This window comes from Micromonospora sp. NPDC093277 (genome assembly GCF_044765245.1).
Classification (GTDB): domain Bacteria; phylum Actinomycetota; class Actinomycetes; order Mycobacteriales; family Micromonosporaceae; genus Micromonospora.
Window position 1 is genome coordinate 183,065 of the sequence record NZ_JBIWJO010000008.1, and the last position, 12,574, is coordinate 195,638.

General features: G+C 73.1%; 15 protein-coding genes. 10 read left to right on the forward strand and 5 right to left on the reverse strand.

The genetic code is table 11. The annotated features are described in order from the left end of the window. The first annotated feature begins 1 nt into the window (after window position 1). The 4 genes from ACIRG9_RS19650 to ACIRG9_RS19665 all read left to right on the forward strand — a co-directional run bounded on the left by ACIRG9_RS19650 (window position 2) and on the right by ACIRG9_RS19665 (window position 1,558). Window positions 2–433, forward strand: coding sequence for a phage holin family protein (locus tag ACIRG9_RS19650; RefSeq protein ID WP_402857460.1), 432 nt, complete (start codon window positions 2–4; stop codon window positions 431–433). After that, the gene (locus ACIRG9_RS19655) at window positions 433–801 is read left to right on the forward strand and encodes a DUF3618 domain-containing protein (RefSeq protein WP_402857461.1); all 369 of its coding nucleotides are present in this window, start codon (window positions 433–435) and stop codon (window positions 799–801) included. The genes ACIRG9_RS19650 and ACIRG9_RS19655 overlap by 1 nt, the downstream gene beginning before the upstream one ends. After that, window positions 798–1,070, forward strand: a complete 273-nt coding sequence (locus ACIRG9_RS19660) for a DUF4235 domain-containing protein (RefSeq protein WP_402857462.1) — start codon at window positions 798–800, stop codon at window positions 1,068–1,070. Before ACIRG9_RS19655 ends, ACIRG9_RS19660 begins: the two co-directional genes overlap by 4 nt. A 284-nt stretch (window positions 1,071–1,354) precedes the next feature. Beyond that, window positions 1,355–1,558, forward strand: coding sequence for a cold-shock protein (locus tag ACIRG9_RS19665; RefSeq protein WP_007075740.1), 204 nt, complete (start codon window positions 1,355–1,357; stop codon window positions 1,556–1,558). An 89-nt stretch (window positions 1,559–1,647) separates the two neighbouring features. On the opposite strand, the gene ACIRG9_RS19670 is transcribed toward ACIRG9_RS19665, so the two are convergent. Next, on the reverse strand, window positions 1,648–1,845 hold the full coding sequence (locus tag ACIRG9_RS19670; RefSeq protein WP_402857464.1) for a hypothetical protein: 198 nt from the start codon (window positions 1,843–1,845) through the stop codon (window positions 1,648–1,650). Window positions 1,846–1,936: 91 nt separating this feature from the next. After that, on the reverse strand, window positions 1,937–2,920 hold the full coding sequence (locus tag ACIRG9_RS19675) for an aldo/keto reductase (RefSeq protein WP_402857466.1): 984 nt from the start codon (window positions 2,918–2,920) through the stop codon (window positions 1,937–1,939). Between the two features lie 83 nt (window positions 2,921–3,003). Here ACIRG9_RS19675 and ACIRG9_RS19680 point away from each other — a divergent pair, with 83 nt between their 5' ends. Further along, window positions 3,004–3,798, forward strand: coding sequence for a trans-aconitate 2-methyltransferase (locus ACIRG9_RS19680; RefSeq protein WP_402857468.1), 795 nt, complete (start codon window positions 3,004–3,006; stop codon window positions 3,796–3,798). Beyond that, window positions 3,795–4,817 carry an adenosine deaminase gene (locus tag ACIRG9_RS19685; protein ID WP_402857470.1) on the forward strand — a complete coding sequence of 341 codons (1,023 nt, stop codon included), beginning with the start codon at window positions 3,795–3,797 and terminating at the stop codon, window positions 4,815–4,817. The genes ACIRG9_RS19680 and ACIRG9_RS19685 overlap by 4 nt, the downstream gene beginning before the upstream one ends. 279 nt (window positions 4,818–5,096) lie before the next feature. On the opposite strand, the gene ACIRG9_RS19690 is transcribed toward ACIRG9_RS19685, so the two are convergent. After that, window positions 5,097–6,482, reverse strand: a complete 1,386-nt coding sequence (locus ACIRG9_RS19690) for an ATP-binding protein (RefSeq protein WP_402857472.1) — start codon at window positions 6,480–6,482, stop codon at window positions 5,097–5,099. A 29-nt stretch (window positions 6,483–6,511) separates the two neighbouring features. After that, complete coding sequence (locus ACIRG9_RS19695) at window positions 6,512–7,201, reverse strand: response regulator transcription factor (RefSeq protein ID WP_402857474.1); 690 nt, start codon at window positions 7,199–7,201, stop codon at window positions 6,512–6,514. Window positions 7,202–7,274: 73 nt separating this feature from the next. On the opposite strand from ACIRG9_RS19695, the gene ACIRG9_RS19700 reads away from it, so the two are divergent. The 3 genes from ACIRG9_RS19700 to ACIRG9_RS19710 all read left to right on the forward strand — a co-directional run bounded on the left by ACIRG9_RS19700 (window position 7,275) and on the right by ACIRG9_RS19710 (window position 11,143). Further along, window positions 7,275–8,204 (forward strand): ADP-ribosylglycohydrolase family protein, encoded by a 930-nt coding sequence (locus ACIRG9_RS19700; protein ID WP_402857476.1) that lies wholly within the window; start codon window positions 7,275–7,277, stop codon window positions 8,202–8,204. A gap of 211 nt (window positions 8,205–8,415) precedes the next feature. Continuing rightward, window positions 8,416–10,428: a threonine--tRNA ligase gene (gene thrS, locus ACIRG9_RS19705; protein ID WP_402857478.1), complete on the forward strand. Its 2,013-nt coding sequence runs from the start codon at window positions 8,416–8,418 to the stop codon at window positions 10,426–10,428. A gap of 157 nt (window positions 10,429–10,585) precedes the next feature. After that, window positions 10,586–11,143 (forward strand): HIT family protein, encoded by a 558-nt coding sequence (locus ACIRG9_RS19710; RefSeq protein ID WP_402857480.1) that lies wholly within the window; start codon window positions 10,586–10,588, stop codon window positions 11,141–11,143. Window positions 11,144–11,262: 119 nt separating this feature from the next. Here the strand turns inward: ACIRG9_RS19710 and ACIRG9_RS19715 are convergent, their stop codons facing one another. Beyond that, window positions 11,263–11,799, reverse strand: coding sequence for a hypothetical protein (locus ACIRG9_RS19715; RefSeq protein WP_402857482.1), 537 nt, complete (start codon window positions 11,797–11,799; stop codon window positions 11,263–11,265). An 81-nt stretch (window positions 11,800–11,880) separates the two neighbouring features. Between ACIRG9_RS19715 and ACIRG9_RS19720 the strand changes: the two genes are divergently transcribed. After that, window positions 11,881–12,513: a hypothetical protein gene (locus ACIRG9_RS19720; protein ID WP_402857484.1), complete on the forward strand. Its 633-nt coding sequence runs from the start codon at window positions 11,881–11,883 to the stop codon at window positions 12,511–12,513. The last annotated feature ends 61 nt before the right edge of the window (window positions 12,514–12,574 follow it).

Consider the following 12,574-nt stretch of genomic DNA (forward strand, 5'->3'; position numbering starts at 1 on the left):
CATGGCTGACGTCGCGAGTCGCAGCACGTCCCGGAACGGGAGCGATCCGTCCACCACAGAACTGGTGCAACGGGCCGCCGAGCAGGTCACCCGACTGGTACGGGACGAACTGACGCTGGCCCGGGCCGAACTGACCCGCAAGGGCAAGCAGGCGGGGATCGGAGTCGGTCTGCTCGGCGGCGGAGGGTTGATGGCCCTCCTCGGCACCGGCGCGGGGGTCGCCACGGTGATCCTGCTGCTGGCGCTGGTGCTGCCCGCGTGGCTGGCCGCGCTGATCGTGACGGCGGCCCTCTTCCTGCTCGCCGGGCTCCTCGCACTTGTCGGCAAGCAACAGATCAGTCGTGCCGTCCCACCTGTTCCGGAGGCGACGGTCCGCAGCGTACGGGCGGACGTCGACACGGTCACCGCCGCGATGAAGGACGGGAGGCGGTGATGACCGGCAACGGGACCGGGGACGTGGAGGCACTCCGCGAGGAGATCCGCCGGACCCGGGTCGAACTGGGTGAGACGATGGAACTGCTGGCCGCCAGGGTCGACGTCAAGGCCCGGCTGCGGGAGTCCGCCGCGCAGGCGAAGGGCCGGATGCGCGAGCAGGCCGCCCAGACCATGGCCCGGGTGCGCGGGCAGGCGACCGGGTCGGCCCGGTTCGCCGGGGAACAGGCGGCCGGTAAGGCCCGGCTCGCCCGGGCGCACGGGAAGAGCGGGGCGGTCCGACATGGTCCGATGCCGTGGGCGGTGGTCGCGGCGGGTGCGGTGGCGACCGCGGTGGTGCTGCTGATCGTCCATGGGAGGCGCAGGTGAGCAACAAGGTCGGCAAGGCCGCGTACAAGCCGGTCGGGATCCTGCTCGGTCTGGCCGCCGGTGCGGTTGCCGGGGTTGTCTTCCGGCAGGTCTGGCGCGTCGCCGCGGGCGACGGGGAGGCGCCCAGCGCCACCGACGAGAACCGGCGCTGGGGCGAGATCCTGGCCGCCGCCGCGTTGCAGGGCGCGATCTTCGCGGTGGTCCGGGCCGCCGTGGACCGTGGCGGAGCGATCAGCGTGCGTCGGCTCACCGGGCACTGGCCCGACTGATCCGTCCGTGAAGAGGGCCTTTTCCCGGTAAGGGAAGGGGCCTTTCGCATGGCCCGCCCGGCCCGGGCAGTGGACCCGCCGCGACCGTCAGGTCACATGTCGGAAAATTTCGTCGGGTAGGCTGTGCAGAGTTTTTGCGTACGTGGTTTGCTGTCTCACGCTGTTGAGAGACGCGTGGGTTGAGAGAAGTCTCCTTTACCGGGGGCCGCCTCAGGCGCCGCTGCTCGAAAACGGCCAATCGGCCGCACGGCGTGCTCGGCCGCCAGTTTTAGAAGGAGATACACATGGCGCAGGGAACCGTGAAGTGGTTCAACGCTGACAAGGGCTTCGGCTTCATCACCGTCGACGGCGGGGGTGCTGACGTGTTCGTCCACTTCTCGGCCATCCAGACCAGCGGCTACCGCACGCTGGAGGAGAACCAGCGGGTGGAGTTCGAGATCGCCCAGGGTCAGAAGGGTCCGCAGGCCGAGCAGGTCCGCCCCATCTGAGCGCGGCGCCGGCCCCCGCCGGCCGCCGAGCAGCCCCGCGTCCCCTTCCGGGAGGCGGGGCTTTCCGTATTCGCCGTCGATTCGAGACCTCAGCTCCGGCCGCCCCGGGCGCGCAGGCCGAAATAGAGCGTGACAAGTCCGATCAGGACGACGGCCCCGCCGATGACCGCCCAGATTCGATGGCCGGTCATCACACTGCCGCTCGCGTAACCCAGCCCCTGCACGGTCCAGAGCGCCCCCAGCACGACGGCCAGCAACCCCAGGGTGAGTCGGAACCAACCCCTCATCGTTCCCCCTCCGCCGATGGGCACCTGACTCCAGCATGCGCCCGGCGGCCGGTCGGCGACGGCGCCGCGCCGACCGGCCGCCGGGCCCGCATCACCAGCGGTCGTGGACCTGCGGCCGGATCAGCTCGTCGTACGTCTCGCGGACGGTGGCCAGCTCCGCCCCGGTCAGCGGCGGCAGGTCGGCCGTGGCGGCGTTGCGCCGCGCCTGCTCGGCGTCGCGGGCACCGGGGATGACCACGGTGACGCCGGGCTGGTCGAGGATCCAGCGCAGCGCGAACTGGGCCATCGTCCGGCCGTCGCCGACCAGCGGCGCGAGCCGGCGTACGGCGGCCAGGCCCAGGTCATAGTCGACCCCGGAGAACGTCTCGCCGACATCGAAGGATTCGCCGTGCCGGTTGAAGTTGCGGTGGTCGTCCGCCGGGAACGTGGTGTGTTCGTCGTAGCGGCCGGAGAGCAGGCCACTGGCCAGCGGCACCCGGGCGATGATGCCCACCCCGGCCGCCGACGCCGCGGGCAACACCCGCTCGAGCGGCTTGAGCCGGACCGCGTTGAGGATGATCTGCACACTGGCCACGCCGGGCCGGGCGATGGCGGTGAGCGCCTGGTCGCAGGTCTCGACGCTGACCCCGTACCCGGCGACGCGCCGCTCGGCGACCAGGGTGTCCAGCGCGTCGAAGACCCGGTCGTCGGCGAAGACCCCGGTGGGCGGGCAGTGCAGCTGCACCAGGTCGAGAGTGTCCACGCCGAGGTTGGCCCGGGAGCGGTCGGTCCAGGCCCGGAAGTTGTCCAGGGTGTACGCCTCCGGCGTCTGCGGCACCCGCCGGCCCATCTTGGTGGCCACGGTCAGCCCGTGCCCGGGGCGCTCGCGCAGGAACCGGCCGATCAGCCGCTCGCTGCGGCCGTCGCCGTACACGTCGGCGGTGTCCAGGAAGGTGACGCCGGCATCGACGGCGGCGGCGAGCACGTCCATGGCCGCGCTCTCGCTGACCTCACCCCAGTCGGAGCCGAGCTGCCAGGCGCCGAGTCCGACGATGCCAACGTGCCGGCCGAGCCGGTCGAAGCTGCGCAGTTCCATCCCGGCAGCCTAGTGATCGGCTTGCCGGAGCGCGCGACGGGCCGTACCGTCTAGCAAGACGTACGTACGGTTTGGAGGCTGTCATGTGGGACCCGACCACCTACCTGCGCTACGGCGACGAGCGCTCTCGGCCCTTCCACGACCTGGTCGCCCGGGTCCCGGCCGAACGCCCGCGGGCCGTGACGGACCTCGGCTGCGGCCCCGGCACGCTCACCGCCACCCTCGCCGGGCGATGGCCGCAGGCCCGGCTGAACGGGATCGACTCGTCCCCGGAGATGATCGCGCGGGCGACCGCCCTGGACACGCCGGCCACCTTCGCCGTCGGCGACGTGCGGTCCTGGCGCCCGGAGCCGGACGTGGACGTGGTGGTCTGCAACGCGGTGCTCCAGTGGGTGCCCGGCCACCAGGAGCTGCTCACCCGCTGGGCCGCCCTGCTGCCGGCGGGCGCGTGGCTGGCCGTCCAGGTCCCGGGCAACTTCGACGCCCCGTCGCATCGGGCGCTGCGTGCGGTCGCCGGGCGTGAACCGTGGCGGGAGACACTCGCCCCGCTGCTGCGCGAGGCGCCCGTCGACGACCCGGTCGACTATGCCGCGCTGCTGGTCGGTGCCGGGTGCGCCGTCGACGCCTGGGAGACTACCTACGTGCACCTGCTCCCGGCCGCCGCCAACGGAGACCACCCGGTGCTGACCTGGATGGAGGGTACGGCGCTGCGACCGGTCCGGGCCGCGCTGACCGCCGCCGGCTGGGCCGAGTTCCGTGCCGAGCTGGGGATCCGGCTCGCGCAGGAGTACCCGGTGCGGCAGGGTCAGGTGTACTTCCCGTTCCGCCGGATCTTCGCGGTGGCCCGCACCGGCGCCCGCGCAGAGGAGAACACGTGACCGATCTGTCCGCCTTCATCGCCGGACTGCCCAAGGTGGAGCTGCACGTGCACCACGTCGGCTCCGCCTCGCCCCGGATCGTCGCCGAGCTGGCCGCCCGGCACGAGGGACGCAGCCCCGTCCCGGCCGACCCGGAGCGGCTCGCCGAATACTTCGCGTTCCGCGACTTCGCGCACTTCATCGAGGTCTACCTCAGCGTCGTGGACCTGATCCGCGACCCGGAGGACGTCTGGATCCTCACCCACGAGGTGGCCCGGGAACTGGCCCGCCAGCAGGTCCGGTACGCCGAGCTGACCGTCACGCCGTACTCGCACGTGCATCGGGGGATCCCGGCGCCGGCGTTCTGCGAGGCGATCGAGGACGCCCGCAAGCGGGCCGAGGCGGACTTCGGCATCGCGCTGCGCTGGTGCTTCGACATTCCCGGCGAGGCGGGGCTGCCGGCCGCCGAGGAGACCCTGCGGATCGCCCTGGGCGAACGGCCGGACGGGCTGATCAGCTTCGGGCTGGGCGGCCCCGAGATCGGGGTGCCGCGACCGCAGTTCAAGCCGTACTTCGACCAGGCCCGGGCCGCGGGGCTGCGCTCGGTGCCGCACGCCGGCGAGACCACCGGTCCGGAGACGATCTGGGACGCGCTGCGGGACCTGGGCGCGGAGCGGATCGGCCACGGCATCTCCGCCGCGCTCGATCCGGAGCTGCTCACCCACCTGGCCGAGCGGCGGATCCCGCTGGAGGTGTGCCCCACCTCCAACATCCGTACCCGGGCGGTGGCGACCCTCGACGAGCATCCGCTGCGGCAACTCGTCGAAGCCGGGCTGCTGGTCACCATCAACTCCGACGACCCGCCGATGTTCGGCACCACCCTGAACGACGAGTACGCCGTCGCCGGCCGGCTGCTGGGTGTCGGCCCGGACGGGCTCGCCGCGCTGGCCCGGGCCGGGGTCACCGCATCGTTCCTGGAGCCGGCCGAGAAGGCCCGGATCAGCGACGAGATCGACGCGTACCTGGCGAGTGCGGGGTGACCGACGCGTAACCGGTGGGTGCTGCGCCCTGACCGGGCGGACCCGCGCCGACGGCGACGCGGTCGAGAGGGGGTGGCGCGCGGCGGGAGTGAGGTGTGGGGGACCGAGGACTCCCGCCGCGCGCACCGATTCGTCGGCCAAGGTGTTACCGGGGCGTTCCGGCCGACGGAACTGATGGGTTCGGAAGTAATCCTGACAGCCGGTCGGGCCGGCGTGGCGGTCGTTAACCCAGACCTAAGGAAGACTTGCGCCAGGCCACAGCCGAGGGCCGAGGCTCGGTCAGCGCGGCCGGGGCAGGCGGCGGGTCTTGTGCTCCCGGCCGTCCCGCGACATCCGGCCGACCAGCCCGAACCGGTTGACCTGCCGCGGCGTCGCCTCCGGATCGGCCAGCAGCATCACCACGCTGGCCCCGCCGAGCCGGGCCTGGTCGATGCTGACCGACCCGTTGGCCTGCAACGCGACCCGCCGGGCGATGTCCAGCCCGAGCCCGGTGGAGCCCTGGTCGCTGGCACCCCGGCGCAGCGCCCGGTCCGGATCGGCGATGCCCGGGCCGGCGTCGTCGATGCGGATCGCCACCCAGCCGTCCCGCCGGCTGACCGCCACCTCGAACGCGGTGCCCTGCGGGGTGTAGCGGAAGACGTTGCCGATCACCGCGTCGAGCGCGGCGGCCAGCTCGGCCCGGGGCACCGGCACCGGGATGCGCAGCTGGGCCCCGACGACGCGGTGCGGCCGGTTCTGGTCGCCGGCGAGGGCCGACCAGAAGACCATCCGGTCCCGGACCACCTCGCTCACGTCGCACGTCGCCGGTCCGGTCTCCTGGCTGACCGCCTTGCGGGTGGTCTTGATCAGCTGGTCGACCTCGCCCTCCAGGGTGACGATGGCCTGACGGATCCGCCGGATGCCGCGCCGGCGGTCGAGTTCCGCCGCGCTGAAGGTCCCGATGCTGGTGTCGTCGGACTCCAGCGCCTCGGCGTCCAGCCGCAACGCGGTCAGCGGGGTACGCAACCGGTGGGACAGGTCCGCGACGAGTTCCCGCTCGTCGGCGCGGAGCGCGACCAGCCGCTCCGCCATCCGGTTGAACGCGTGCCCGGCCTCGGCCAGCTCGCGCGGGCCGGTCGGCTCGACCCGTACGCCGAGGTCGCCGTCACCGATGGCGACGGCCGCCTTGACGAGTTCACCGGTGGCGTCCACGGCGCGCGCGGCGACCCGGTCAACCACGATCACCACGGCTCCGACCAGCGCCGCGCCCACCGCGAGCAGCAGCAGCCACCGCCGGCCGGAACCCTCGTCGAGCACCCGGTCGGGGACGAAGACCTCCACCACGGCGACCTTGTCGCCGAGCACCACCGGGTCCAGCCGGAGCACGCCGCCGGGCACGTCGGTGACCACCGATCGGCGGTCGGCGCCGGCCCGGGCCAGCGCGGCGGGTTCGGCCCGGCTGCCGGACTCGTCACCGCCGAGGCCGTGCACGACCGGCCGTAGCGCCGGGTCGTCGTCGGTGGCGGCGACCGCGCGTTGGACGACCTCCGGGTTCGTGCTGACCGCGAGCGTGCCGGTGACCAGGGCGCTGCGTCGGGCCGCGTCGGCCAGCTTCTCGTGCCGCGACTGGTCGCCGAGGGTCAGCCCGAGCGGGATGAGGAAGACGAGCGCGACGAGGGTGCACATGCCGGCCGTGAGCCAGGCCAGCGCGGGCCTCAGTCCGGCGCCACCAGCCGGAAGCCGACCCCCCGCACGGTGCGCAGGTAGCGCGGCTTCGCCGCGGACTCGCCCATTTTGCGGCGCAGCCAATATAGATGAACGTCGATTGTCTGGTCCTCGCCGACCGACGGCTGGCGCCATACCTCCTCCAAGAGTTCCCGCCGGGACACTACCCGGCCGGGACGTGCGGCGAGATACGCCAGCAGGTCAAACTCCTTGCGGGTCAGCGCCAGCGGCTGCCCGTCCAGCACCGCGCTGCGCTCACCCACGTCCACCCGCAGCCCACCGACGCTGTGCACCGCCGGCTGGACCGTACGGCTGGCCCGGCCCACCCGGCGCAGCACGGTGGTGATCCGGGCATCCAGGTGGGCCCCGGTGAACGGCTTGACCATGTAGTCGTCGGCGCCCGCCCGCAGCAGCCGCACCACGGACTGCTCATCGTCCCGGGCGGTGGCGATGATGATCGGCACGTCGGTGATCCCGCGTAGCATCCGCAGCGCGTCCGAGCCGTCCAGGTCGGGCAGGCCGAGGTCGAGCACCACCAGGTCGGGGGTCTCGGCGGCGACCCGGCGCAGCGCGTCCAGCGCCGTACCGACGGCGTGTACGGCGTGCCCCCGGTCGGTGAGGGACCGCAACATCGCGCCGCGTACGACGTGATCGTCTTCGACCAGGAGCACGGTGGCCACGTCAAGACGGTACTCGGCGGGGCAAGTTGATCGCGTTGCGGCAACCGACGGAACCGGGCAAGCTGAGACGGCGATGACGTTCACCCTCTTCCCCGACACCCGCCTGGCGCTCGCGCGGGACGCCCTCGCCGGGCTGTCGGTCGGTGACGCCCTCGGTTCCCAGTTCTTCGTACCCGGCCGGCACCCGGCCGATCTCGCCGCCGGCCGGCTGCCGGCGCCCCCGTGGCAGTGGACCGACGACACCGAGATGGCCTGTTCCGTGGTGGCCGCGCTGGGCGAGGCGGGACGGGTCGACCGGGACGCGCTGGCGCTCGCCTTCGCCGAGCGCTGCGAGCCCTACCGCGGCTACGGTCCGGGAGCGGTGGTCATCCTGCGGATGATCCGCACCGGTACGCCGTGGCCGGTGGCCGCCGCGTCGGCGTTCGACGGGCAGGGCTCCTGCGGTAACGGCGCCGCCATGCGGGTCGCCCCGCTCGGCGCCTGGTACGCCGACTCGACCCGGCGGGCCGCCGAGCAGGCGCGCGCCTCCGCCGAGGTGACCCACGCCCATCCCGAGGGGATCGCCGGTGCGGTCGCGGTGGCGGTCGCCGCCTCGCTCGCCGCCCGGGCCCGGCTGGACGGGGGGCGACCCGAGCCGGCCCGGCTGCTCGATGCGGTGGCCGGCGCCCTGGACCCGGGCGGCGAGCTGCACCGGGGCGTACGTCGGGCCGCCGCACTGCTCGGCCACTCGCCGGCGGTGGCGGCCGAGGCGCTCGGCAACGGCTCCCGGGTGACCGCGCAGGACACCGTCCCGTTCACGCTCTGGGTCGCCGCCACCCACCTCGACGACTATCCGGCCGCGATCGGCGTCTGTGTCGAGGCGGGCGGGGACGTCGACACCACGTCGGCCATCGTCGGCGGGGTGGTCGCCGCCTACACCGGGTCCGGCACCCCGGGCGGCGTCCCCGAGCACTGGCTCGCCGCCCGTGAGCCCCTCCCGCCCTGGCTCCCCACCCCCGCCTGACTCCCCACCCCGCGGAACGCGCGCTTTCGGGGAAAGTGCGGCCTCGCGGCGGGCGGAGGCGACAGTTTCGGGGAAAGTGCGGCCTCGCGCCGCGCCCCGGCCATCGTTTCGGGACACGGCGGCGTCGGCGACGGGGCGGAAAGGGGGACCGATAGCATCGCAGGGGCCGGGTGTCCGGCAGATCCGATCCCCATCGACGACAGGAGTCACCGTGTCCGCACCCCGTACCCCCGTCGTGGCCGACCCCGTCGTCGTCGCCGCCGGGACGACGGCGGCCGACGCGGTGGCCGCGGCCGGGCTGCCGACCAGCGGCCCGAAGGCCGTCGTGGTGGTCCGCGACCCGCAGGGCCAGCTGCGCGACCTGGACTGGAAGCCGGCCGAAGAGATCACGGTCGAGCCGGTCGCCCTCGACTCGCCCGACGGGCTGAACGTGCTGCGGCACTCCACCGCGCACGTGCTCGCCCAGGCCGTGCAGGACGTCTTCCCGGAGGCGAAGCTCGGCATCGGCCCGCCGATCGAGAACGGCTTCTACTACGACTTCCAGGTCGACAAGCCGTTCCAGCCGGACGACCTGGCGAAGCTCGAGAAGCGGATGCAGGAGATCGTCAAGTCCGGCCAGCGGTTCCGCCGCCGCCGGTTCGGCAGCCTGGACGAGGCGCGGGGCGAGCTGGCCGCCGAGCCGTTCAAGCTGGAGCTGATCGAGGTCAAGGGGGAGGGGCTGGACTCCTCCGAGGTGATGGAGGTGGGCGGCGGCGAGCTGACCATCTACGACAACCTCGCCGCGAACGAGGACAAGGTCTGCTGGTCGGACCTGTGCCGCGGCCCGCACCTGCCGAACACCCGGCTGATCGGCGCCTTCAAGCTGATGCGCTCGGCCGCCGCATACTGGCGGGGGTCGGAGAAGAACCCGCAGCTCCAGCGCGTGTACGGCACCGCGTGGCCGACCCGGGACGAGCTCAAGGCGTACCTGAGGCTGCTGGAGGAGGCCGCCCGGCGCGACCACCGCAAGCTCGGCGCGGACCTCGACCTGTTCAGCTTCCCCGACGAGATCGGCTCGGGCCTGGCGGTCTTCCACCCCAAGGGCGGCGTGCTCAAGCGCGTCATGGAGGACTACGTCCGCACCCGGCACATCGAGGAGGGCTTCCAGTACGTCGGGACCCCGCACATCTCGAAGGAAGGTCTCTTCCACACCTCGGGCCACCTGCCCTACTACAAGGACACGATGTTCCCTCCGATGGAGATGGAGGGCAGCGACTACTACCTCAAGGCGATGAACTGCCCGATGCACAACCTGATCTACAGGTCGCGCGGGCGGTCCTACCGCGAGCTGCCGATGCGGCTGTTCGAGTTCGGGTCGGTGTACCGGTACGAGAAGTCGGGCGTCATCCACGGCCTGACCCGAGTGCGCGGCTTCACCCAGGACGACTCGCACTCGTACTGCACCCAGGAGCAGGCGCCGGCTGAGATCAAGCACCTGCTGGGCTTCGTGCTCGGCCTGCTGAAGGACTTCGGCATCGACGACTTCTACCTGGAGATGTCGACCCGCGACGAGGCCCGGCCGGACAAGTTCGTCGGCTCGGACGAGGACTGGGCGACCGCGACCGCGGTGCTGGAGGAGTGCGCCCGGGATACCGGGCTCGACCTGGTGCCGGACCCGGGCGGCGCGGCCTTCTACGGCCCGAAGATCTCGGTGCAGGCCAAGGACGCCATCGGCCGGACCTGGCAGATGTCGACGATCCAGTACGACTTCAACCAGCCGAAGGGTTTCGGGCTGGAGTACCAGGCGGCCGACGGCAGCCGGCAGCAGCCCGTCATGATCCACTGCGCCAAGTTCGGGTCGATCGAGCGCTTCATCGGGGTACTCACCGAGCACTACGCCGGGGCGTTCCCGGCGTGGCTCGCCCCGGTCCAGGTGGTCGGCATCCCGATCCGCGAGGACCACACCGACTACCTCCAGGAGTTCGTCACGGCGCTGCGCGCCGCGGGGATCCGGGCCGAGGTCGACGCGGGCGACGACCGGATGCAGAAGAAGATCCGCAACGCCCAGCAGCAGAAGATCCCGTTCATGGTGATCGCCGGCGACGACGACGTGGCCGCCGGCACGGTGTCCTTCCGCTACCGGGACGGCTCGCAGCGCAACGGCGTACCGGTGGCCGAGGCGGTCACCCACGTGCTCGACGTGGTGAACTCCCGGACCAACTCGGGGCCCTCGGCGGAGAGCTGAGCCCCGGCCCGGCCGCGCGCCGGGCGTGACCTGCCGCGAACGGTGGTGCCCCCGGCATCGGGCCACCACCGTTCGCCGTGTCCGGGTGCACGGCACGGCGTCGAGCCCCCAACAGCCACCCGGCTCGCCGCAGCGCGGTGACCGTAGGATCGGCGGTGTGACTGGGGCGGATCGGCACTTCGACAGCGGCACCGACAACGGTCTGGCGGACGGGCTGGAGCGGCTCTGGACGCCGCACCGGATGACCTACATCTCCGGCGAGGACCGGCCCGCGGGCGGCTACGAGAAGCCCGCCGGCTGCCCGTTCTGCCTCGCCCCTGGCCTGCCTCCGGACGAGAGCCTGATCGTCGCCCGGGGCGAGCGCGTCTTCGCGGTGCTCAACCTCTACCCGTACAACCCGGGACACCTGCTGGTCTGCCCCTACCGGCACGTCGCCGACTACACCGAGCTGGACGCGCCGGAGACCGCCGAGCTGGCCGCGTTCACCAAGGACGCCATGCGGGTGGTCCGCCAGGTCTCCAACGCGCACGGCTTCAACCTGGGCATGAACCAGGGCGGCGTCGCCGGCGCCGGCATCGCCGCCCACCTGCACCAGCACGTGGTGCCGAGGTGGGGTGGCGACGCCAACTTCATGCCGGTCATCGGCCGGACGAAGGTGCTGCCGCAGCTGCTCGCCGACACCCGGGACCTGTTCGCCAAGGCCTGGCCGGCCTGATCCGGCCCGGCCGGCTGGCGGCGGCCGGCTGATCGTGGTCGACCCCGGCTCACCGCCACCGCCCGCCTCGGGCCCGCCGGCGCGCGTCCGGCCAGTCAGTGCGCGGGGGCGCGGCGGCGTCAGCGCAGCCGACCACGGCCCCGGGCCGGTCGCCGGCGGGCGGTGGTGGCGGTCCGCCGGACCGCCTCGGCCCGGTCGGCGGTGGTCTCGACGCGGACGGCGACCTGGCGCAGCCGCCGCTCGACCATCCGGTCGGCGTGCCGGGCGATCCAGATGCAGACCCCGGCGAGCGGCAGCTCGACCAGCACGGCCAGCAGCACCGACATCACCAGGTCGGGCCCGGCCGCGGTGGTCGTCACGTCGAACCAGGCGTCCACCGCCAGCATGGTCGCGGTACCGCCGGCGGCCAGCACCACCTGCCGGTTGCCCCGGTACGCGTACCAGGCGGTCAGCGAGAGCAGCGCCGCCAGGCCCAGGTCGAACCCGACCCAGGCGGCCCGGTAGTGCGCCGTCACGGCGTGCCGGGGCAGGGTCAGCGCGAGGTAGCCGGCCCACGGCAGGGTGAGCAGGGCCAGCGCCACGAAGGTGGGCGCCACCCAGCGCGGCACCGGCCGCACCTCGTTCGCCCGCTCGGTCCCGTCCGCCGTGGTGCTCAAAGCTCCTCCAGGTAGCGGTGGTGTCGCGCTGCCAAGATCGGCAAACCCCGGAGCGTCAGCATCGACAGTACGATCTCGCGCATGGCTCTGCTGCACCGCGCGGAACTGCGCCCGTCCAAGCTTGACCTGCTCGCCGCCTGGCTCCCCGGCCGTTCCTGGTTCACCGGGACGGCGGGCGCCGACCTCACCAGGGTGGCGACCTGCCGCTTCGATGACCCGGCCGGCGAGGTCGGGATCGAGACTCTGCTCGTCCGGTCCGGGGCCGGGCCGGTCCTGCAGGTGCCGTTGACCTATCGGGGTGCCCCGCTGCCCGGCGCCGACGACTGGCTGGTCGGCACCACCGAGCACTCCGTGCTAGGCCCGCGCTGGGTGTACGACGCCTGCGCCGACCCGGTCTACCCGCCTGCCCTGGCCGCCGCCGTGCTCGCCGGGGCCGGCCAGGCGGAGGAGTATTTCGAGGTGGACGGCCGGCGGGAGGTCCGCCCGCCCACGATGACCCTGACCGGCAGCCGGGTGGACGGGGTCGAGCCGCCGGTGGTCGGCGCGCCCCAGGAGGTGGTCGACGGCGATCCCACGCTGATCCGGGCCGATCAGGTCGAGCTGGCCGTTGTCCGGCGGCCCGCCCCCTCCGAGCCCTCTTCCGCCCCCGGCCTGACCGCCACCTGGCCGGGCCAACCCACCCCGCTCCTGCTGGCCTACGCCACGCTTCACTAGCCATCCGCTCCAGGTGCGGCATGTGAGGGTGTCCGGCTTCCCGGGAGACCACCACATGCCG

What these genes read in the sequence shown, in the direction of transcription:
- ACIRG9_RS19670 (WP_402857464.1), bottom strand. Translation starts at nt 1,845, where the DNA reads ATGAGGGGTTGGTTCCGACTCACCCTGGGGTTGCTGGCCGTCGTGCTG.
- ACIRG9_RS19655 (WP_402857461.1), top strand. Translation starts at nt 433, where the DNA reads ATGACCGGCAACGGGACCGGGGACGTGGAGGCACTCCGCGAGGAGATC.
- ACIRG9_RS19690 (WP_402857472.1), bottom strand. Translation starts at nt 6,482, where the DNA reads ATGTGCACCCTCGTCGCGCTCGTCTTCCTCATCCCGCTCGGGCTGACC.
- ACIRG9_RS19675 (WP_402857466.1), bottom strand. Translation starts at nt 2,920, where the DNA reads ATGGAACTGCGCAGCTTCGACCGGCTCGGCCGGCACGTTGGCATCGTC.
- ACIRG9_RS19700 (WP_402857476.1), top strand. Translation starts at nt 7,275, where the DNA reads ATGACGTTCACCCTCTTCCCCGACACCCGCCTGGCGCTCGCGCGGGAC.
- ACIRG9_RS19720 (WP_402857484.1), top strand. Translation starts at nt 11,881, where the DNA reads ATGGCTCTGCTGCACCGCGCGGAACTGCGCCCGTCCAAGCTTGACCTG.
- ACIRG9_RS19680 (WP_402857468.1), top strand. Translation starts at nt 3,004, where the DNA reads ATGTGGGACCCGACCACCTACCTGCGCTACGGCGACGAGCGCTCTCGG.
- ACIRG9_RS19665 (WP_007075740.1), top strand. Translation starts at nt 1,355, where the DNA reads ATGGCGCAGGGAACCGTGAAGTGGTTCAACGCTGACAAGGGCTTCGGC.
- ACIRG9_RS19650 (WP_402857460.1), top strand. Translation starts at nt 2, where the DNA reads ATGGCTGACGTCGCGAGTCGCAGCACGTCCCGGAACGGGAGCGATCCG.